The organism is Clostridium sp. ZBS2 (genome assembly GCF_023845855.1).
In the GTDB taxonomy this organism is placed as follows: domain Bacteria; phylum Bacillota; class Clostridia; order Clostridiales; family Clostridiaceae; genus Clostridium; species Clostridium aquiflavi.
Window position 1 is genome coordinate 328,913 of record NZ_JAMQIF010000006.1, and the last position, 20,259, is coordinate 349,171.

16 protein-coding genes are annotated in these 20,259 nt (G+C 26.6%); 12 read left to right on the plus strand and 4 right to left on the minus strand.

Translation table 11 applies throughout. The features are described from left to right. Positions 1 to 61: 61 nt before the first annotated feature. Positions 62 to 1,369 carry an aminotransferase class V-fold PLP-dependent enzyme gene (locus tag NG918_RS04070; protein ID WP_252212714.1) on the plus strand — a complete coding sequence of 436 codons (1,308 nt, stop codon included), beginning with the start codon at positions 62 to 64 and terminating at the stop codon, positions 1,367 to 1,369. 129 nt (positions 1,370 to 1,498) lie between these two features. On the opposite strand, the gene NG918_RS04075 is transcribed toward NG918_RS04070, so the two are convergent. Beyond that, positions 1,499 to 2,716: a 6-phosphofructokinase gene (locus tag NG918_RS04075; RefSeq protein ID WP_252224718.1), complete on the minus strand. Its 1,218-nt coding sequence runs from the start codon at positions 2,714 to 2,716 to the stop codon at positions 1,499 to 1,501. Positions 2,717 to 2,934: 218 nt separating this feature from the next. On the opposite strand from NG918_RS04075, the gene NG918_RS04080 reads away from it, so the two are divergent. Beyond that, the gene (locus tag NG918_RS04080; RefSeq protein WP_252224721.1) at positions 2,935 to 3,486 is read left to right on the plus strand and encodes a manganese efflux pump MntP; all 552 of its coding nucleotides are present in this window, start codon (positions 2,935 to 2,937) and stop codon (positions 3,484 to 3,486) included. 62 nt (positions 3,487 to 3,548) lie between these two features. Then, complete coding sequence (locus NG918_RS04085; protein WP_252212711.1) at positions 3,549 to 3,962, plus strand: Fur family transcriptional regulator; 414 nt, start codon at positions 3,549 to 3,551, stop codon at positions 3,960 to 3,962. 248 nt (positions 3,963 to 4,210) lie between these two features. Here the strand turns inward: NG918_RS04085 and NG918_RS04090 are convergent, their stop codons facing one another. The 3 genes from NG918_RS04090 to NG918_RS04100 all read right to left on the minus strand — a co-directional run bounded on the left by NG918_RS04090 (position 4,211) and on the right by NG918_RS04100 (position 6,232). After that, positions 4,211 to 5,005: a metal ABC transporter permease gene (locus NG918_RS04090; protein WP_252212710.1), complete on the minus strand. Its 795-nt coding sequence runs from the start codon at positions 5,003 to 5,005 to the stop codon at positions 4,211 to 4,213. Between the two features lie 32 nt (positions 5,006 to 5,037). After that, complete coding sequence (locus NG918_RS04095) at positions 5,038 to 5,712, minus strand: metal ABC transporter ATP-binding protein (protein ID WP_252212709.1); 675 nt, start codon at positions 5,710 to 5,712, stop codon at positions 5,038 to 5,040. Positions 5,713 to 5,809: 97 nt separating this feature from the next. Next, the gene (locus NG918_RS04100) at positions 5,810 to 6,232 is read right to left on the minus strand and encodes a hypothetical protein (protein WP_252212708.1); all 423 of its coding nucleotides are present in this window, start codon (positions 6,230 to 6,232) and stop codon (positions 5,810 to 5,812) included. Between the two features lie 414 nt (positions 6,233 to 6,646). Between NG918_RS04100 and NG918_RS04105 the strand changes: the two genes are divergently transcribed. The 9 genes from NG918_RS04105 (at position 6,647) to NG918_RS04145 (ending at position 20,131) form a co-directional block, all read left to right on the plus strand. Continuing rightward, positions 6,647 to 7,045 carry a DUF6762 family protein gene (locus tag NG918_RS04105; protein ID WP_252212707.1) on the plus strand — a complete coding sequence of 133 codons (399 nt, stop codon included), beginning with the start codon at positions 6,647 to 6,649 and terminating at the stop codon, positions 7,043 to 7,045. A 45-nt stretch (positions 7,046 to 7,090) separates the two neighbouring features. After that, positions 7,091 to 8,875 (plus strand): oligoendopeptidase F, encoded by a 1,785-nt coding sequence (gene pepF, locus NG918_RS04110; protein WP_252212706.1) that lies wholly within the window; start codon positions 7,091 to 7,093, stop codon positions 8,873 to 8,875. 283 nt (positions 8,876 to 9,158) lie between these two features. Then, the gene (locus tag NG918_RS04115) at positions 9,159 to 10,124 is read left to right on the plus strand and encodes a rhomboid family intramembrane serine protease (RefSeq protein WP_252212705.1); all 966 of its coding nucleotides are present in this window, start codon (positions 9,159 to 9,161) and stop codon (positions 10,122 to 10,124) included. An 86-nt stretch (positions 10,125 to 10,210) separates the two neighbouring features. Continuing rightward, positions 10,211 to 10,822 (plus strand): DUF2238 domain-containing protein, encoded by a 612-nt coding sequence (locus NG918_RS04120; protein ID WP_252224728.1) that lies wholly within the window; start codon positions 10,211 to 10,213, stop codon positions 10,820 to 10,822. A 173-nt stretch (positions 10,823 to 10,995) separates the two neighbouring features. Beyond that, complete coding sequence (gene gdhA / locus NG918_RS04125; protein ID WP_252212703.1) at positions 10,996 to 12,348, plus strand: NADP-specific glutamate dehydrogenase; 1,353 nt, start codon at positions 10,996 to 10,998, stop codon at positions 12,346 to 12,348. A gap of 579 nt (positions 12,349 to 12,927) precedes the next feature. Continuing rightward, a complete protein-coding gene (locus tag NG918_RS04130) occupies positions 12,928 to 14,358 on the plus strand; it encodes a glycosyltransferase family 2 protein (RefSeq protein ID WP_252224731.1) in 1,431 nt (476 codons plus the stop codon). 338 nt (positions 14,359 to 14,696) lie between these two features. After that, positions 14,697 to 16,646: a DNA gyrase/topoisomerase IV subunit B gene (locus NG918_RS04135; protein WP_252212701.1), complete on the plus strand. Its 1,950-nt coding sequence runs from the start codon at positions 14,697 to 14,699 to the stop codon at positions 16,644 to 16,646. A gap of 20 nt (positions 16,647 to 16,666) precedes the next feature. Then, complete coding sequence (locus tag NG918_RS04140; RefSeq protein ID WP_252224734.1) at positions 16,667 to 19,576, plus strand: DNA topoisomerase IV subunit A; 2,910 nt, start codon at positions 16,667 to 16,669, stop codon at positions 19,574 to 19,576. Between the two features lie 18 nt (positions 19,577 to 19,594). Continuing rightward, on the plus strand, positions 19,595 to 20,131 hold the full coding sequence (locus NG918_RS04145) for a DJ-1 family glyoxalase III (RefSeq protein WP_252224737.1): 537 nt from the start codon (positions 19,595 to 19,597) through the stop codon (positions 20,129 to 20,131). Positions 20,132 to 20,259: the final 128 nt, after the last annotated feature.

Below are 20,259 nucleotides of genomic sequence, written 5' to 3' on the forward strand. Positions count from 1 at the left end.
TACATTCCTTGGTGACACAATAAAAGCTACATTTGAATAGGATATATTGGAGGAGATGTATATGAGGATAAAAAATGAGGAGAACGTTAGAGATTTATTTCTTGGAATAGATGAAAAAGTTTATGATTATAGAGGTCATGGCATAAATTCAATAAATTTTGATAATGCAGCAACTACACCTACTTTTAAATCTAATTTTTCATATATGAAAAAACTCAGTAAAACTTACGCATCTATAGGCAGAGGTACAGGTCAAAAAGCGGAAATAACTACTGAGTTATATTATGAATCAAAAAAATTTTTAATGGATTTTTTTAATATAAAAAATAGAGATAAATATGTTGTAATCTATGTTAATAATACAACAGAAGCTTTAAATAAACTTGCTAAAACATTAATTAAAAAAGATGATGAAATTGTTCTTATATCAAGAATGGAGCATCATTCAAATGATTTGCCTTGGAGAAATAGAGGAAAAGTTGATTATATAGAAGTTAATAAAGAAGGAAGATTAAAAATTGAAGAGTTAGAAGAAAAGTTAAAAAGTAATCTTGGAAAAATAAAATATGTATCCCTAACTGGTGCATCTAATGTAACTGGATATATAAACAATATTCATGAAATAGCCAAAATAGTTCATCAATATGGTGCTAAATTAATAGTAGATGCAGCTCAACTTGTAGCTCATAAAAAAATTAGTATTAGCGGAAATTCAAAAGAAGAGGATATAGACTTTTTAGTATTTTCTTCTCATAAAATATATTCTCCATTTGGAATAGGTGTAATAATAGGTTTAAAAGAAGATTTTATAAATTCTCTTCCAGACTATTCAGGTGGAGGAACAGTGGAGCTGGTTTTAGATAATGAAGTAACTTATCTTAAGCCACCAGAAAAAAATGAAGCAGGGACTCCAAATTTTTTAGGAGTAATGTCTTTAATAAATTCATTAAGAGAATTAAGGGATATAGGATATCAATTTATTGAAGAACATGAGAAAGTTCTTTTAAAAAGAATGTTGCAAGGCCTTGAAAGCATTCCACAAATAATTAATTACGGTGATACTTTTAATATTTATGATAGGCTTGGAATAGCTGTTTTTAATATAAATGAATTTTATGACAAAGAAGTAGCTGAAATATTAGCTAAGAGGCGTGGAATAGCAGTAAGGCATGGATGGTTTTGTGCACATCCTTATTGTAGAAGGCTTATGGGAATAAGCGAAGAAGAAGCAAGTTCTTTTTTAAATGACGAAACAAAAAGAATGCCAGGAATGATTAGAGTAAGTTTTGCAGTATATAATACAGAAAAGGAAATAGATTTCTTTTTAAATACAGTAGAAGATATTGCAAGAGGAAATTTAACTTTATAAATAATGAACTTTTAGATATATTCTAAAAGTTCATTATTTAGATAATATGAAATCTTGGTTATATTAGATTTTTATAGTAAGAGAGTTATTAGTTTGAGTTTAATAACTCTTTTACTCAGTTAAACATAATTAGACATTAAAAACTTTATATTGTGGTAAGTTATTTTCTAGTTTTAAATTAGGAATATTTTTTACTAATGGTGAAAAATACTCACAAGCTTCTTCTTTTAAAAAGTTTCCATCCTCATTAATCCATTCAGAAGGGAAGTACCTAACATTATTAGCTACTTTATCAGCATCTACTAAGAAATAAGATGATTTATAGTCTTTAGAATCTTCACGTTTTATAGCAACCATTTTACCACTTTCATTATTTGCTGCACTTTGTAAAGCTACATAACCAACATTATAAGCTTCATTTAAATCAGAATCAGATGCAAAGTGCATAGCACAACGTTGTAAAATTCCTAGTTCTAAAGCCTTTACTCTTTTAGTTATACCAGCATCAAGAAGTAAACTTCTTAGATACTTACTAACACCACCTAATTGGGCATGTCCAAAATTATCATTAGAAACACATTGGAATTCAGATATAAATTTACCAGTTTCATCTTTAATACCTTCTGATACAACAATATAAACTTTATTTTGTTTTTTAAATCTTTCTCTAACATCATTTATAAATTGGTATTTATCAAAAACAGCTTCAGGAAGATAAATGAAATCAGCAACAGGTTTGTTATCTATTTTTGCTATGCAAGCTGAAGCTGCTAGCCAACCTGTGTCTCGTCCCATAGTCTCTAATATAAATATACCATTATTTATATAAACTGAAGAATCTAGATAAGTTTCTAATACTGATGTTGTAATGAACTTTGCTGCGCTACCAAAACCAGGTGTATGATCTGTAAACATTAAATCATTATCAATGGTTTTAGGAATTCCTATAAATTTTATATCAATATTATTTTTTTTAGAATAAGCAGAAAGTTTGGCAATTGTATCCATTGAATCATTTCCACCTACATAAAAAAATGAAGTTATATCATATTCTTTTAATATTTTTATTAAATTTTCATATTCATCACAAGAATTATCGGGATTTTGTAATTTATATCTACAAGATCCTAACCCAGAAGATGGTGTATATCTAAAAGTTTGTAATTCATCTTCATTAATTAAGGTAAGATCAATTATATTTTTATTTAAAATTCCTTCAATACCATTTAAGCCACCATAGACCTTATCAAAAACTTTAAGTGACTTGTTAGCGTGTATTAATCCTACTACACTAGAATTAATAACAGAAGTTGGACCACCAGATTGTGCAATAATACAATTAGACATAAAAACGCTCCTTTTTAAAACATAATAGTATAAATGTGATATACTATTTACTTATTAGTAATACTCTATTTAATAATATACAACAAAAAGTACATTAAATAAATAGTTTTTTTGATAAATATTAAATTAATTAATTATTTTTGCATATATTTTCAGTTTCATAATAATAATTATTATTATAGATAGTAATTTTAATAGATATAAGGAAAGTGATTATTATGGGTTTAAGCGAAGTTATATTAATAGGAATTATATTAGCTATGGATGCGTTTGGCGTAACACTGAGTATAGGATTAAATTCTATACTTACTTACAGAAATAAAATAAAATTTATACTGTCATTTGCTTTTTTTCAGTTTTTGTTTACTTATGTTGGAGGTACTATAGGATATTTATTTGATCTCTATATTGTAAATATATCTTCTTTGGCAGGTGGTATAATACTTTTTATTATAGGTATACTTATGATGTTTGATGGATTGAATAATGAGAAAAATGATGTATTAGAGAAGAGTAGTACTTGTATAATACTAGGAGTATCTGTAAGCATAGATGCGTTAGTTGTTGGATTTACTACTCTTCATAATTTAAACAATAGTTTACTTCTTATATTAGATTCTTTGCTTATAGGGCTTATAACATTGATAATATGTTTAAGTGGATTATTTTTATGTAAATATATAAGAAAGATTAGTTTTATAAGTAAATATGCTGATTTTTTAGCAGGAGTTATATTAATATTATTTGGATTAAAAATGGTATTCTTTTAGTATAGTTCTTTAATAATCATGTGTTATAATAAACTTAAGAATGTTTATTAGGGGATAGACTAATGGATTTAAAAGAATTTTTAAAAAATAAGAATATAAAAGTAACCAAAGGAAGAATTGAGATATTAGAAATATTAAGAATTTCTAATAATAGTTTGAGTGCAGAAAAAATATATCAAATATGTAGATGTGATAATATAAATATTAATTTAAGTACTATTTATAGAACATTAGAGTTATTTGAGGAAAAAGATATAATTGATAAAATTGTTCTTGAAGATGGAGTATTTTCTTATAAATTAAAGAAAAAGACTCATATGCATTTTTTAAAATGTGACATTTGTCATAAAGAAGTTGAGATTCCATGTCCTATGATTCAAATACAAGAACTTGTAGAAAACAAAACTGGTTTTACATTAACAGAGCATAATCTTATTCTTAAAGGTGTATGTCAAGAATGCAAAAAAAATAAGTAAAGTATATATAAAGTTCTTAACTTCAAATTGAGTTTATAAAGTATTGAGAATTAAAAAAATCGTTATTTTAAAAGCGTTTTGCCATTATTAAAATTATAGATGATATCTATGTGGGATAAAGGATAAGATTTTGCTTTAAGAATATTAAATTATTGATAATACTAATAAAACAGAACTAAATAAAAAATGCTACATAAGAATTTATTTTTTAAATAAATGTTTATGTAGCATTTTTTATTACCAATGTTTTAATGATTTTTGTTAGAAGTAAAAATTAAAGTTAATATTAGCATTATTACTGAAGTTAGAGCAATGGTTCCTCCAGGAGCGCTATTAAGATAATATGATAAAACTAAACCTAATATAACATCTATTAACCCAAAGATTATAGAAAAAATTAGTGTTTTATTAAACCCCTTTTTTAATTGCATAGCAGTTGCTACAGGAACTACCATTATTGATGAAACAACTAAAATTCCCATTATTTGAATAGAAAGAGATATGGTTGCACCAACTAATAATGTAAATATGTAATTTATAAGTTTAACATTTATTCCAACAGTTTTAGCACCACTTTCATCAAATGTTACATATATTAATTTATTATAAATTATAAGTAAAAGTATTATACAAACAGCACCAATCAATGCAATTAGTAAAATATCTGCTCTTGTTACAGTTAATATACTACCAAATAAAAAAGAATCTACTTTAGCAACAGCTTTACCGCTACTTACTAATATAATTGCAATACCTAAACTTAAGGTCAATACAATAGACATAACTAATTCAGAATATTTTTTATAATAATCTCTTAGAAATTCTATTATTATTGCACAAAGTGATGTAAATAAAAAAGCAGTAATTATTGGATTTGTTCCTATTACGAGGCCAATAGCTACTCCAGCAAAGGATGAGTGTGATAATGTATCTCCGATCATAGAATTTCTTCTAAGAACAATAAATAGACCAATAAATGGACAAAGTATTGCTACTATAATTCCAGCCATAAAGGCATTTTGCATAAAACTTAATTCAAACATATATAATTACCTTTCTAAAATTAATAAAATATTTACATTGCGCAAGACTTATGATGTTCACATTCAAGATAATTAATAAATTCTTTTTTAGTATATAAAGTAAGAATACCACTATTAACTTTTAAAATATGAGTAGAATACTTAAGTGCAACATCTGTATTATGTTCAACAGATATAATTGTTTTGTTTAAATCTTCATTTAAACTTTTTAATAAAGGATAGATTTCATTCTGACTTTTTTCATCAACTCCAGTTGATGGTTCATCTAATATTATTAAATCAGGATTCCCTATAAGGGCTTTTGCAATAAATATTCTTTGTTGTTGCCCTCCAGATAAATTTCCAATTAATGAATTTTTGAAGTTTTTCATATTAACTTTATTTAATACGTCATCTATTTCAGTAGTTTTTTTAATTCCCATGGTTTTTGCATGCATTGTTAACAGTTCTTTTACTGTTATAGGAAATTGAGAATTAAAATTATCTAATCTTTGAGGTACATAAGAAATTTTATTAAAATCTAAAGTTATTGAACCTGATGTTGGTTTTAATAATCCAAGTACCAATTTTATAAATGTACTTTTACAACTACCATTTTCACCTAGTATTGATAAGTAAACACCACCAGGTATATCAAGTGTAATATTCTCTAATAAAAGTTCAGATTTGTTTGTATATGAAAATGATAAATCTTTTATTTTTATCAAAAAGTAATCAACTCCTTAAAAATAATATATTTAGACATTATATTATATAACGCCTAAATATATTATATACTTAGTTGCAAATTGTTTGCAACTATTACTAATTATATACTTCATCTAGTACCCAAAAATTACTTTTATCTTTTTTAAAATTTCCTTTTAAAATTGTTTTTTTATGAGGTTCTTCTTTTGATAATCCGGAAGCTTCTACAAGAGCATTTTCTCCATCAGAATAAATTAATGACATTTCTTGAACTCTAAGAAGCTTATCCTTTTTATCAAAGCCGTTAGTAAAATAATGTTCAACAGAATAAGCTAAATCAGCACATCTTTTTTGAATATATATTTCTTTTGTAATAATAAAAGAAGAAAGAACTAAAGTAATTAAAATTAAAAATGTGCAGATATAACGTTTTAAAATAGTTCTTTTTTGTTTTTTCTTTACCTTTTGTTTCTTATATCGATTTAAATCAATTGTATTATTTTTTTTTATATTTCTACTATAAAACTCCTGCCTCTCCATAAACACCTCCTGTAATGTTTTTAATATGTTTTGGAAATTAAAAAAAATTCTAATAATACAAAACTAAAGGTTAACATAATATAAAATGTTGTAAGAAAATATTACCATATATTTACAAATATTTAAATGTTTTTTATACATAAAATGGAAAAAAATAATAAATAAAAGCAATTCTATTGCTTATTAAGATAAAATATACTTATAATGTATTTAGGCACAATCAAAAAAATAACAAGTCCATTTGCCAGCCTATTTTTCATCGTGCTGCGTCGTCAAATTGACCTAATAGGCACGCTAGGAGGTCAATTCATCTTCTTGCTTGATGAAAAATATTCATTGCAACTTTGAACTTATTATTTATTTTCATGTGCCTTATTATAAATGAACAAATATTTAAAAGGATGGTGCTGAATTATGGAATTTTCAAGTTTAGTTTTAATAGAGAAAGATAGTGAAACAGGATTTATAAAGAAAGAGTTAGGAAGTTTTGAAGTAAGTGAAGGTGGATTATTTGTTAAAAAGTTTTATGTATTAGATGGAATCGTACATATGTATTTTGATACTAATAAAAATGTAGAAGAATGGGAATATTCAGCTATATATGATTTATTTAATACAGAAAGATTCACTGAAAAAGGATATGAAATAGAAGAGGATTTAGATGAATATGATCCAACATATGTTATAAAATTTAAATATGAAGATGATTTTGATTTTATTAAAGAAAAAATACACGAATGCATAACATTAATACAAGAAGAAATGAATAATGTGTGGGAAAATATCAAAGATAAGAAAGAAGAATATATTTAAAATCTCAAAGTATTTACTATTGTAATTTAAATAGGAGGTAAATTAATGGAAGAATTGAAAAAGAGAGAAGAAATTGAATCCAAATTTAAATGGAAAGTAGAAAAAATATATGAAAATATTGATGAGTGGGAAAAAGAATTTAATGATTTAAAAAATGAAGCTCATAGCTTAAAAGATTTTTCAGGTAAATTAAATTGTGGAGAAAGTATATTAGAGTATTTAAAGTTAAGTGAAGAAATATCAAGAAAAGCAGAAAAGTTATATATATATGCTCATTTAAAGTCTGATGAAGATACTTCAAATGCAACATATCAAAGTTTAATGAGCAAAATTGATATATATATGGCTGAGTTTGCAAGTTATACAGCTTATTTTGTTCCAGAAATATTGAGTTTAGAAGATGGTTTTATAGAAAAAGAAATAGAAAGATTAGATGAATTAAAACCATATAAATTTTTATTTGAAGACATATTAAAAGAAAAACCACATGTATTGTCAAAAGAAATGGAGGAGCTTTTAGCACAAGCTTCTGATTGCTTAGATGCACCATCAGCTATCCATAATATTTTAACTAATGCAGATATGACATTTGGAAAAATAAAAAATGAAGATGGAAAAGATATAGAATTAACAGAGGGCAATTATTCTTCTTTTATAAGAAGTAAAAATAGGGAACTTAGAAAAAGAGCATTTGAACAGTTATTTGGTGAATATGAGAAACTTCAAAATACATTAGCCACTTCTTTAACTTGCTCAATTAAAAACTTTAATTTTAGCAGCAAAATAAGAAAATATAATTGTGCCTTAGAAGCGTCACTTAAACCTAACAATATACCTTTAGAAGTATATAAAAATGCTGTAAAAGTTATAAATGATAATTTAGATTCTCTTCACAGATATGTAAAAGTGAAAAAGAAACTTTTAGGCTTAGATGAAATTCATATGTATGACTTATATGTTCCAGTTATTGAAACTCCAAAAGAAAAGATAGAGTTTAATGATGGTGTAGATATAGTATTGGATGCACTAAAGCCATTAGGTGATGAATATTTAAGTATATTTAAGAGTGGTATAGAGGATGGTTGGATAGATATATATGAAAATAAAGGTAAAAAAGGTGGAGCATATTCATGGGGTGGATATGATACAATGCCTTATGTATTATTAAATTATAATAATGAACTTGGTGATGTATCTACATTAGCACATGAAATGGGCCATTCAATTCATTCATATTATTCAAGAAAAGAACAACCATACTATTATGCAGGATATACTTTATTCTGTGCAGAAGTTGCATCTACTACAAATGAATCAATACTTATTCATTATTTAATAGATAAAGAAAAAGATGAAAATAAAAAGCTTTATTTGATAAATCAAGAATTAGAGCAAATAAGAACTACAGTATTTAGACAGTTAATGTTTGCAGAGTTTGAATTATATACCCATGAGACTTTAGAAAAAGGAATACCTTTAACTTCTGAAGATTACAATACTAAATGGCATGAATTAAATGTAAAATATTTTGGACCAGATATGGTTGTAGATAAAGAAATAGATATTGAATGGTCAAGAATACCTCATTTCTATTCAGATTTTTATGTTTATCAATATGCTACAGGTTATGCAGCAGCTTCAGCATTTTCTAAAGCTATTTTAGAGAAAAAGGAAAATGCGGTTGAAAAATATAAAGGCTTCTTAAAATCTGGAGGAAGTGATTATCCAATAGATATACTAAGAAATGCAGGTGTTGACATGACGACTGATGAACCTTTAGAAGCAACGATAAAAAGATTTAATGAATTATTAGATATGATTGATTTTTAAAGAATAAGGATATGTTTAAGCAATGTGTTGATATATCTAAAACATAGCTAATAAAAATATATTATATAATGCTGTCTTAATTTTTAAGGCAGCATTTGTATTACTTATGTGATAAAAAATCATAGGAATATATGTTTTAAAAGATGGTTATTTTAATATGTGTTGATATATACAATAGGTAAAGTCTAATTACTCTGTCCAATTTACTTATGTATATATCAACACTTTTATAAAATATAGCCTGAAAAATATAAATAGATAATAAAAAGGGATGGACTTAAGAATGAAATATTTAGAACAAAAATTATTTAATTTCTTAATAAAAAATGATAATTTTTATATTAAAGAATATTATAGTAAGTTTTATGATAAATTAAATTATATTGCAATAAAGGAATTACCATATGGTAGCTATTGTGTACTAGTTACAAGTGAAGAACATGAAGACATAAACGTAGATGAAGCTGTAACATATTTAAAAACATTAGGAAAAAATTTTGCTTTAAATATAGTGGTATTTTCAAATGGAGAATATTTAGGAAGTAAACAGGAAAATATAAATAAATTAGTTATAAATAAAAAAAATAATAACATAGTTTTATGTGATAAATCATGTGAACCTTTGAAAAATATAATTATTAATATAAATAAAAGCTCTGAATTTAAGTTAAATAAATTTTCAAGAAATAAGAAGAGCACTTTAATTTTAATTGCAATAAATGTGATTATATTCTTATTAACAGTATTTGAATCTAAAAGCATATTATACATAGATATAAATGTATTAATAGATTTTGGAGCTAAATATAATTATTTAATATATCAAGGTGAGATTTGGAGATTAATAACTTGTGCATTTTTACATGGAGGTATAACTCATCTGTTATCTAATATGTATGCATTATATATTTTAGGACCACAAGTAGAAAGAATTTTTGGTGTTAACAAATATTTATGTATATATTTTACATCAGCTATAACTTCAAGTTTATTAAGCATATTATTGAATGAAAATTCAGTATCGGTAGGAGCATCTGGAGCTATATTTGGCTTACTTGGAGCAATACTAGTATTTAGTATAAAAGAAAGACATAGATTAAAAAAGGGGTATATATTAAATTTAGTAGGAATAATAATTTTAACTTTAATGTCTGGATTTACCATTAAGGGTATAGATAATTTAGGGCATATAGGAGGTTTTATTGGTGGTGCAATTATTACTCGCATTTTAATGATTAGAAAAATATAGAGGCTTTAATTTTAAAACAAATTACAGTTAATATTGTTTTAAAAAGTATAGTTTAAGAAGATATATAAATTGAGGAGGAATAAATTTTGAGAAGAAAATTAACATATGATGAAATAATAACAATAATAGTGAGTGCAATATTAGTAATTCACTTACTATTTAATATATTATTTCAGTCAGGTGATAATGTCTTTAGAATTGTATTACTTATTATTACTATTTTTATTGCAAAGTTTGTTTTTTCTGTTACTTTTATTAAACATTGTAAAATGATTTACTTGTTAATTTTAACTTTCATAATTATGGCAATGTATGTAGGCAATGTATTTGATATATATACATATATATATTGTTATGATAAAATACTTCATTTTGTATCTGGAATCATAATTAGTGTTATAGGATTTTCTATATATGTGAATTATACACATAAAGTTAGTGATAAATTAAATCCACTATTTTCACTAATTTTTATATTAAGTTTTTCAATAGCAATGGCTGGCGTTTGGGAGATATGGGAGTTTTCTACGGATAGATTATTTGGTTTAAATTCTCAAAATAATAGTTTGATTGATACTATGCTAGATATAATAATAGGAACATTGGGATCTCTAACAATGTCATCTATGGAATATAGTTGCATTAAAGGCAAAAATATACGATTTTTTAAAAGATTAATTAGTGAAATTATAAAATAATCCTAAAATTATAATTGGTAAATTAATAATAAATAGCGACTTTATATGATATAATGTGAATTTTTATATTATTTTAATAATATTATAGCAAAATAATACCTCAAGGTGTATTATATAAACAAAATCATTTAAACTAAAATAATTGATTGTAAAATTTTAAGGAGATGAGTTTAATGGAAGCAAAAGCAATGGAATATGTTGATGGGGTATTAAAAAGGGTTAAAGAGGTTAATAAGGAAGAAACAGAATTTATAGATGCGGTTACTGAAGTATTAAATTCTTTAGTACCAGTATTTGCAAAGCATCCAGAATTTATAGATGCAGCTTTACTTGAGAGAATAGTTGAGCCAGATAGACAAATCATCTTTAGAGTACCTTGGGTAAATGATAATGGGGAAGTAAAGGTAAATAGAGGATTTAGGGTACAATTTAATAATGCCATAGGACCATATAAGGGTGGATTAAGATTTCATCCATCAGTAAATTTAAGTATAATAAAATTCTTGGGTTTTGAACAAATATTTAAAAATTCTTTAACTGGATTACCAATTGGTGGGGGAAAAGGTGGTTCAGATTTTGATCCAAAAGGAAAATCAAATAATGAAATAATGAGGTTCTGTCAAAGTTTTATGGCTGAATTATACAAACACATTGGACCTAATATAGATGTTCCAGCAGGAGACATTGGTGTAGGTGGAAGAGAAATTGGATATCTTTATGGTTACTATAAAAAATTAAGAAATGCTAGTGAACAAGGGGTTTTAACTGGAAAAGGATTAACTTTTGGAGGTAGCTTAGCTAGAACAGAAGCTACTGGATATGGTTTAGTATACTTTACAAATGAAATGTTAAAAGATAATAATATGACATTTGAAGGTAAAAGAGTAGTTATTTCTGGATCCGGAAATGTAGCTATTTATGCTACTCAAAAGGCACAAGAATTAGGTGCAACAGTTGTAGCTTTAAGTGATTCTAATGGATATATATATGATGAAAATGGAATAGATTTAAAAGTTATAAAAGAAATTAAAGAAGTAAAGAGAGGCAGAATAAAGGATTATTTAATTTATGTACCAAGTGCTAAGTATGAAGATGGATGCAATGGTATTTGGAAAATTAAATGTGATATAGCATTACCTTGTGCAACTCAAGGAGAAATTGACTCGGAAAGTGCAAAAATATTAGTGAATAATGGAGTTCAAGCAGTAGCAGAGGGTGCTAATATGCCATCAACTTTAGATGCAATAGATATATTCCAAAATAATAATGTGTTATTTGGACCAGCAAAAGCGGCTAATGCTGGAGGCGTTGCTTGTTCGGCTCTTGAAATGTCACAAAATAGTTTGAGATTATCATGGACATTTGAAGAAGTAGATGAAAAACTTAAAGATATAATGAAAAATATATATAACAACTCTAAAAATGCAGCAGGAGAATATGGTAATTCAGGAAATATTGTAGCTGGAGCTAACATAGCTGGATTTATGAAAGTAGCAGAAGCTATGATAAGTCAGGGAATTATATAATTTTTTTACTTTTATATCAATAAAACATTTATAAATTTATAAAAATTAACTTTAGGTAAATGGAAATAAGTAACAAGTCCAAAGTTGCAATTGATATTTTTCATCAGGCAAGAAGATGAATTGAACTCATAGCGTTCCTATTAGGTCAATCTGACGACGTAGCATGATGAAAAATAGACTGGTAAATGGACTTGTTATTTTTATAGAAAAAATTTATTTTAATTTTAGGTTTTTGAAAAAATAAAATTAAGATAAAAAGGATTTTTTAATTACAAAAATTACATTAATAAATATTCGAATATATGCAAATTATAAAGATATAGAATTAAAGTATGATTTATAATATTTATTAATTTACCAAAAAGAAATAAGCATTATTAAATAAATGATAAAGAAACTAAGAAAACTCATGGTAAATGATTACAAAAAACGCAAATAAAACAATCTTAATTTTATCTTAAGAAAAACATACTTGATTTTTTATTTATATTGAAATATATTAAATAAAGGTGTAATTAAAATGTGTAGATAAAATAATAAGTGAAGAATTAGCTTCATTTAACATTAGGAGTGAATGTAATGGGAAAAAATATTTTTACCATAACAACAACGATATTTCAAATATTTGTAATTATATTAACTTTATATTATATGGTGTTAGGTTTTTTTGGTCTTATTAGGAAAAAGGAAAAGAAAAATTATACTCCTAATAAGAAATTTGCGTTATTAATTGCAGCACATAATGAAGAAGTAGTTATTGGTAAATTAATTGAAAGTATGTTAAATCTTAATTATCCCAAAGATATGTATGATGTTTTTGTTATAGCAGATAATTGTACTGACAATACTGCTAAAATATCAAAAAAATATGGTGTTAATGTCTGTGAAAGATTTAATAAAGATAAACGTGGCAAAGGTTATGCTTTAGAATGGATGTTTGATAATTTATCTAAAATGAAAAAACAATATGATGCAGTAGCTATATTTGATGCTGACAATCTAGTTCATAAGGATTTTTTACAAGAAATTAATTCTAAAATGAATGATGGATATAAAGTTGTACAAGGCTATATTGATAGTAAAAATCCTGAAGATTCATGGATAGCAACTTCATATTCAATAGCTTTTTGGACTCAAAATAGGATGTTCCAATTAGCTAGAGAAAATGTAGGATTTTCTAATCAAATAGGTGGAACAGGTTTTGCAATAGAAACTGAAACTTTAAAAGAATTAGGTTGGGGAGCAACTTGCTTGACTGAGGACTTAGAATTTACATGTAAGCTTGTGCTAAATGGAGAAAAAGTAGGATGGGCTCATGATGCTATAATTTATGATGAGAAACCACTAAAATTATCTCAATCATGGACTCAAAGAAAAAGATGGATGCAGGGATTTACAGATGTAGCATCAAGATATTTTTGGAAGTTAACTAAAAAGTCAATTAAAGAAAGAAAATGGTATATATTTGATTGTGCATTATATGTATTACAACCATTCATTACTTTGATGTTAGCTGCATCAGCAATTTTAACAATAATACAATTAGATACATCAGGACATGATATATTTGTTTTGAGTCAAGTATTCCAAGGAAATGTGTGGGTTGGTATAGGAATTAAGGTATTTGCTTTAATACAATTTATAATTACTCCATTAATATTGGCAGTTGAAAAAAAGATATCTAGGGGTTTCTTTGTAATGACAGCGTTGTATTCAACTAACATATTTTTTATTCCTTACATTTTAGATATAGTAAAAAATTATGGATTAGATGCAACAAAAAATTATGGTGTAGCATTAGGAATTACTTTGGGATTTAATGTATTATTCTTATTAGCAGTCTTCTTATTATTAGGAAAGAGTAATTTAGTATTATTTTTCAGATTCTTATTATATGGATTATATACTATAACTTGGGTTCCTATTACTATTCAAGGAATATGGAATAAAAATAATAAAGAGTGGAATCATACTAAACACATTAGAAATATTGAAATATGTGATGTTTAAATTTGTTATATAGAATTAGATTTAAAGAGTGCTTAAAAGGTGTAATAAAGCTTAAAATTTTTATTACATAACTAAATAAAGCACTCTTCTTTCGCGTATGGGATATATGGAATATGGTAAATTAAAATTAAATATTTTATTTTTTGACATGAGATGTAAAATAAAGTATATTTTTATAGTATAATAGTACATAAGTTCGCATGTCTGTACTAAAAGTAAATTTACTATAAATAATAGCTATAGTAAACAGTGGAAATATAATATAGAATAGTGAGAGTTAAAATATTAGTACTTACTTAAAAATATAATAGATTTAAGTATAGTTTTAGGAGGGCCTTATGGAATTAAAAAATAATAATTATGATGTTACTGATTTAACATCTTTAGAGAAGTTGGAACCAGTAAGAATTAGACCTGGTATGTATATAGGGTCTACAGGAACTAAGGGATTACATCATTGTATATGGGAAATATTAGACAATGCTATAGATGAGATTACAAATGGATATGGAGATAAGGTAACTATTATTTTAAATGAAGATAAAAGTGCTACAATTTATGATAATGGTAGAGGAATACCAACAGGAATACATCCTTTAAAGAAAAAATCAGGTGTTGAAATGGTATTTACAGAACTTCATACTGGAGGTAAGTTTGATAATAAAAATTATAAAACTTCTGGAGGACTTCATGGAGTTGGAGCAGCTGTAGTGAATGCTTTATCAAAATGGGTTGAAGTAGAAGTGTATCAAAACAGTAATATTTATAGACAAAGATTTGAATATGCTTTTGATAAGGAGTTAAAAAGATCTATGCCAGGTACACCTGTGAGTAAGTTACAGGTAATTGGAAAGACTGATAAAACAGGAACGAAAGTCACTTTTAAACCTGATTCAGAGGTATTTTCTTCTACAGATTTTAAATTTGATGTTATAGATAGTAGATTGCAAGAGCTAGCATTCCAAAACAAAGGAATAAGATTAGAACTTATAGATAGAAGAAAAGATGAGGAGATTCAAAAAGAATATTACTCAGAAAATGGTCTTTTAGATTTTATTAATTACTTAAATGAAAGCAAAACAGTTATTCATGACAATCCTATTATTTTTGAGGGAGAAAGAACAGTAAATAATCTTCAAGTGCAAGGTGAAATCTGTATACAATTCACAGATTCATCAACAGAGTATATAGCAAGTTATGTGAATAATATACCAACTACTGAAGCTGGAACTCATGAAACTGGATTTAAGACTGGTATGACGAGAGCTTTTAAAGAGGGTGCTAAGAGGCTTAACTTAATAAAAGAAAAGGATAAAGAGTTTGAAGGTAATGATTTAAGAGAAGGTATGACTGCAATACTTAGAATTAAAATTACCAATCCGATTTTTGAAGGACAAACCAAAACTAAACTAGGAAATAATGAAGCGTATACTATGATGAATGATTTAGTATATACTAAATTATTAGAATGGATAGAAGATAATAAGGAGTTAGCAACAACTTTAATTAGTAATGCATTAGAATCTGCAAAGAGAAGAGAAAAAATTAAAAAGATAAATGATGCTGAAAAGAAAAAGGTTGGAGTTGGAACAGCACCTTTAGCAGGTAAAATTGCAGTGTGTACATTAAAAGATAAAAGTGTTAATGAATTTATAGTTGTTGAGGGAGACTCAGCAGGAGGTTCTGCAAAACAAGCAAGAGATAGAAGATTCCAAACTATAATGCCATCTAAAGGTAAAATAATGAACACTGAAAAACAAAAGCTTGAGAATGTTTTAGCTTCAGAAGAGTTAAGAATATTTAATGCGGCAATTGGAACAGGGACATTAGAAAATTATAAACAAGATGATATGAAATATGATAAAGTTATAATAATGAGTGATGCTGATGTAGACGGATATCACATAAGAACATTATGGATGACTTATATTTATAGATATATGAGATCGTTAATTGCAAATGGGCATCTATATTTAGCACAACCACCTTTATACAAAGTATACAAGGTTAATAAAGGTTCTGAGACTGTAAAGTATGCATATAGTGATGAAGAGCTAGAAAAGGCTAAAAAAGAAATTGGGAAAGGTGCATTGATTCAAAGATATAAAGGACTTGGAGAAATGAATCCAGAACAATTATGGGAAACTACTTTAAATCCAGAAACAAGAACTCTTATACAAGTTACAATAGAGGATGCAGCAAAAGCAGAAAAAATGATATCTCTACTTATGGGCGATGTAGTAGAGCCGAGAAAAAATTATATGTATAAATACGGAGAATTCAATTAAGTTAAGAATGGAGAAATATTATGGCAAAAAAAGTTCAAAGTATACCAAGAGATAATAATATAATTAAAGTACCATTAGAGGAAGCTATGCCTGAAAATTATTTGCCTTATGCTATTGAAGTAGCCAAAGAAAGAGCACTTCCAGATGTAAGAGATGGACTAAAACCAGTGCACAGAAGAATACTTTATGGAGCATATCTTCTAAAGGCTTTTCCAGATAGACCTTATTATAAGTCGGCAAGAATAGTAGGAGATATATTAGGTAAATTTCATCCACATGGAGATTCATCAGTGTATGATGCTATGACTATTTTGGCACAGAATTTTTCAACAAGAGCTCCACTAATAGATGGTCATGGAAACTGGGGATCAATTGATGGAGATAGTGCGGCAGCCATGCGTTATACAGAAGCTAGACTTGCACCTATTTCCATGGAAATGTTGAGAGATATAGATAAGGATACTGTTGACATGGTTCCAAACTATTCAGATAGTGAATTTGAACCTAAGGTATTACCAAGTAGATATCCTAACCTTTTAGTTAATGGATCATTTGGAATTGCAGTAGGTCTTGCAACTAACATTCCTCCACATAACTTAAAAGAAGTAACAGATGGAGTATTAGCATATATAGATAATAATGAAATAGATATTAAAGAATTAATGGAACATATTAAAGGACCAGATTTGCCAACAGGTGGAATATTAATAGGAAAAAATTCACTTAGATCAGCCTATGAAAGTGGTGTTGGTAAAGTAGCGTATAGAGCGAAAACTAATATCGAAAAGCTAGACAGTGGTAGAATTGGAATAGCTATTACAGAGTTCCCTTATAGAAGGAATAAAGCAAAATTACTTCAAACTATTTCTGAGATGACAGGAGATAGAAGGCACTCAAAGGCATTAGAGCTTATATCTGACATTAGAGATGAGTCTGATAGAAATGGTATACGAGCAGTAATAGAATTAAAGAAATCTGCTGATGAGGATAGTGCAAATAAGATATTAAAATACTTATTTAAAAAGACAGAACTTCAATGTAATATAAGTTTTAATATGGTTGCTTTAGCTGATGGAAAGCCTGAAACCATGAGCCTTAAAGATATGATAAGGCATTATGTAAATCATCAAAAAGAAATAGTAACAAGAAGAAGTGAAAAAGAACTTGAGGTAGCACAAAAGAGATTCCATATAGTGGAAGGATTTATTAAAGCTATAGATGTACTAGATGAAGTTATTGCAACTATAAGAAGCTCAAAATCTAAAAAAGATGCATCTAATAATTTAATTGAAAAATTTGCTTTTACAGCAGAACAAGCTCAAGCTATATTAGAATTAATGCTATATAGATTAACAGGTCTTGAAATAAAAGTTTTTGAAAAAGAATACAAAGAACTTGAAAAAATAATAAAAAGACTTGAAAAGATATTATCAAATGAAAAAGAATTATTAAAAGTTATAAAATTTGAATTAAAAGAAATAAGTGATAAATATGGGGACGAAAGAAAAACTCAAATTATAGAAGATGATGCCAAGAGTAAAATAGATATTGAAGAACTTATAATAGTTGAAGAGGTTATGATAACTTTATCTAAAGATGGATTTATAAAAAGAATACCAGTTAAAAATTATATTAGATCCAATTCTAATCCTGAGGATATAGAATATAGAGAAGGGGATAAGTTAGAATATCTAATAAGTTCAAATACTAGAGATAGTCTTCTTATCTTTACGGATAAGGGGTTTATGTATCAAGCTAAAGGAATAAATATTCCAGAATTAAAATGGAAAGAAAAAGGTGAAAGACTTGATACTATAATAAAATCTCTAAATTTAGAAGATGAAAAAATAGTTGAAGTTATATCAGTAGATAACTTTAATCCAAATAAAATTTTTAGATTTATAACTAAAAGTGGTGGAATAAAAGAAAGTTCACTAGATAAATTTGAAACATCTTATGGAAAGCTTCAAGCATTAAAATTAAGAGATCAGGATGCATTACTGAATGTTAAATTAAGAGATAGAGAAGAAAATAATGATTATTTAAATATAAAAACTAAATTAGATTTAGAGTTTACAATAGAAGTACCAGAACTTGAAAATGTACCAAGAAATATTTTACCTATTCAATTATTTAATTTATCTGTAGATGATGAAATTATTGAAGTGAATGAAAGTAAAGAAGAAGAATATTTTGAATTTAACATAGGGATTAACGATAAAAATATACTTAAGTCTTATAAGACATCAAAAGTAGATTCGAATAGAGCAAAAATAAATTCATTAAAAACCTTATTGCTATTTAGTAATAAGGGGTATATGTATAAAATACCTGGATTCTTATTGAAAAATATAATGAATGAAGATATTAAATTAGAAGTATTTACTGGAGAATTAGAAAAGAAAGAAAAGATAATAAGAATAAGTTCAATTTCTTCTTACGATAATAATTTAGCACTTTATTCTTTTAGTAAAAAGGGATTAGTAAAGAAAACTTTATTAAATGAGTTTAAAGTAAATACTCAAAAGCAATTTTTCTATAAACTTAAGACAGAAGATGATGAGGTTATATCTGTAGATATAAATAATATAACTTTAGGAAATTTAATAATGATAACTAAGAAGGGTATGGCAATAAGATTCCCAGTTGAGAATGTTAATTCTATGGGAAAGGTTGCATCTGGAGTTACTGGTATTAGTTTAAGAGAAGAAGATGAGGTTATATTTGGAGCATATGTTTCTAAATACTTAGAGGTTAATGGAAATATGGTTATAATATCACCTAGATCACAAGAAATTTCACTTACTTCAAAGGCAAATGAGAAATTAAATATAACTGTTGAAGATATAAAGCTTCAAAATCGTGCTGGAAGAGGAACGAATGTTATGTTAATGATTGATGATGAATTGAAAGATGTTATGATTGTATAATAGTAGGAGGAGAATTTTATGAAAAAGGCATGTGTATTATTAGCAGAAGGTTTCGAAGAGGTTGAGGCATTAACTATATCTGATATTATAAGAAGAGCGGATATAGTTTGTGATTTAGTTTCGATGAATAAAGAATGTGTAACTTCTTCTCATGGAGTTACAATAAAAGCAGATAAGATCTTTAAGTCTGATATGGAATATGATCTAGTAGCACTTCCGGGTGGGATGCCTGGAGCAAAAAACTTAAGAGATGATGAAAGAGTTATAGAGTTTGTTAACAAGCATGATAAACAAGGTAAAATAATAGGTGCTATCTGTGCAGCTCCTATAGTACTTGGAAAAGCAGGATTAACAAATGAAAGAAATATAACTTCATATCCTGGATTTGAAGATGAACTTATAAATTGCAACTACAAAGAAGATAATGTTGTTGTTGATGGTAATATAATAACTAGTAGAGGTCCAGCAACAGCTATAGAATTTGCTTATAAGTTAATAGAAAAGCTGGGATACGATAAGGTAGAAGAATTAGCTAAGTCTATGTTATATAAATAATATATCAGTGTATAGATTTAAATATAAGGCTCTGTTTTAAATGCGTGTTGATATATGCAATAGGTAAAGTGGCATTGTAATTGGACTTTGAGAATCCTTAATGAGTATTGTCATATTTACTGCTTGTC

Bases quoted from the DNA above. Each gene is read 5' to 3' on its own strand.
- NG918_RS04115 (WP_252212705.1), top strand. From the start codon at position 9,159: ATGAAATATTTAGAACAAAAATTATTTAATTTCTTAATAAAAAATGAT.
- NG918_RS04075 (WP_252224718.1), bottom strand. From the start codon at position 2,716: ATGTCTAATTGTATTATTGCACAATCTGGTGGTCCAACTTCTGTTATT.
- NG918_RS04070 (WP_252212714.1), top strand. From the start codon at position 62: ATGAGGATAAAAAATGAGGAGAACGTTAGAGATTTATTTCTTGGAATA.
- NG918_RS04085 (WP_252212711.1), top strand. From the start codon at position 3,549: ATGGATTTAAAAGAATTTTTAAAAAATAAGAATATAAAAGTAACCAAA.
- NG918_RS04140 (WP_252224734.1), top strand. From the start codon at position 16,667: ATGGCAAAAAAAGTTCAAAGTATACCAAGAGATAATAATATAATTAAA.
- NG918_RS04135 (WP_252212701.1), top strand. From the start codon at position 14,697: ATGGAATTAAAAAATAATAATTATGATGTTACTGATTTAACATCTTTA.
- NG918_RS04080 (WP_252224721.1), top strand. From the start codon at position 2,935: ATGGGTTTAAGCGAAGTTATATTAATAGGAATTATATTAGCTATGGAT.
- NG918_RS04090 (WP_252212710.1), bottom strand. From the start codon at position 5,005: ATGTTTGAATTAAGTTTTATGCAAAATGCCTTTATGGCTGGAATTATA.
- NG918_RS04130 (WP_252224731.1), top strand. From the start codon at position 12,928: ATGGGAAAAAATATTTTTACCATAACAACAACGATATTTCAAATATTT.
- pepF (WP_252212706.1), top strand. From the start codon at position 7,091: ATGGAAGAATTGAAAAAGAGAGAAGAAATTGAATCCAAATTTAAATGG.
- gdhA (WP_252212703.1), top strand. From the start codon at position 10,996: ATGGAAGCAAAAGCAATGGAATATGTTGATGGGGTATTAAAAAGGGTT.
- NG918_RS04100 (WP_252212708.1), bottom strand. From the start codon at position 6,232: ATGGAGAGGCAGGAGTTTTATAGTAGAAATATAAAAAAAAATAATACA.
- NG918_RS04145 (WP_252224737.1), top strand. From the start codon at position 19,595: ATGAAAAAGGCATGTGTATTATTAGCAGAAGGTTTCGAAGAGGTTGAG.
- NG918_RS04105 (WP_252212707.1), top strand. From the start codon at position 6,647: ATGGAATTTTCAAGTTTAGTTTTAATAGAGAAAGATAGTGAAACAGGA.